Source organism: Leisingera sp. F5, assembly GCF_001593695.1.
In genome coordinates this window covers 1-1438 of the sequence record NZ_LUKH01000940.1, presented here as the reverse complement: position 1 = coordinate 1438, position 1438 = coordinate 1, and the positions used below count along the sequence as shown (strand labels likewise).

The 1438-nt window shown below is 65.1% G+C and carries 1 protein-coding gene; it reads left to right on the top strand.

Going from position 1 to position 1438, the window contains the following annotated elements:
• On the top strand, window positions 1-1438 hold a 1438-nt coding region (locus A2I95_RS37660), incomplete at both ends, for a KR domain-containing protein (protein WP_291737547.1).

The following is a 1438-nucleotide window of genomic DNA, read 5'->3' as shown; positions in this document are numbered from 1 at the left end:
GCGCAACACCGTGCGCTACGCCGATTGCATCGAGACCCTCGCCAAAGCTCCGAACCGCGTGTTCCTGGAGGTCGGCCCCGGCAAGGCGCTCAGCGCGCTGGCGCAAATGTCGCCCGCCGTGCAGTCGGGCCAGGTGCTCAGCTCGTTGCGCCACCCGGATCAGGACGTGATGGATGACAGCTACTTCTTCGGCGTCATCGGCCGCCTTTGGGCCTGCGGAGTCGAGGCTGATTGGGAACAGATCTGGGGCGAAGCACGGCGCAACCGCCTGCCCCTGCCCGGTTATGCCTTCCAGCGCAGCCGCTATTTCATTGAACCCGGCAAACCCGCAGTTGAGGAAGACACCGCCCCGGCCCGGCATGAAAACCTGGCAGATTGGGGCTACCGCCCCGCCTGGCGTCCACGCTTGGCCGATTGCGCGCTGGATGTGATGTTGGAACTGGACCAGGAGCCGCATGCCTGGCTGATTTTCGAGGATGAAACAGGCCATGCCGCCCGCACCGCGGACCAGTTGCAGGCCGCAGGCCACAGAGTCGTCCGCGTCCGCGCCGGGGACACCTATGCGCAGCTGTCCCCAACCTCCTACTTACTGCCGCCTGAACAGGGCCGCGCTGCTTATGGCATGCTGCTAGGTGATCTGGCAGAGGCCGCGTTGCTGCCGGACCGCATCGCTCATTTCTGGCTGGTAACGGACGCCGAAACCTATCGCCCCGGTTCCTCCTTCTTTGACCGCAATCTTGAAATGGGGTTTCATTCCCTCACCGCTTTGGCTCAGGAACTGGCCAATGCCGATCTGCCCGGCCCCGCGCATATCAGCGTGTTCACCACCGGCGCCGCCCAGGTGCGCAGCGAAGCACTGCTCTACCCGGAAAAAGCGATGATTGCAGGCCCCGCCGGGGTCATCCCGCGTGAACTGCCAGGGCTGACATGCGCCACCATCGACATTGAACTGCCGCCAAAACCGCAAGGACTGTTTGCATTCCGGAAACCGGCTGAGGCCCCGGACATCACGCCGCGCCTGCTGGAAGACCTGATGGCGGAACCCGCAAACGCCTCCGCCGCCTGGCGCGGTGAAAAACGGTTTGAACTCACTTGGCGCCCGCAGCCGCTGCCCGAACCGGAGACCCCGCCCTTCAAACAAGGCGGGCATTATCTGATCACCGGCGGATACGGTGGCATCGGCCTGAGCATCGCGGGCTACCTGATGCGCGAATACGGCGCGAAGGTCTCGCTGATTTCCCGCGAAGGCCTGCCGCCGCGCAATGCCTGGGATCGCTGGCTCAGCAGTCACAGCCCAGCCAACCGAACCGCCCAGCGCATACGTGCAGTCATGGCATTGGAGACAGGTGGCAAGGGCCAGGTGCTGCCGCTGGCCGCCGACGTCTGCAACAGCGGCGATCTGCGCACGGCGCGCGAACAGGCCGAGGCTGCCTTGGGC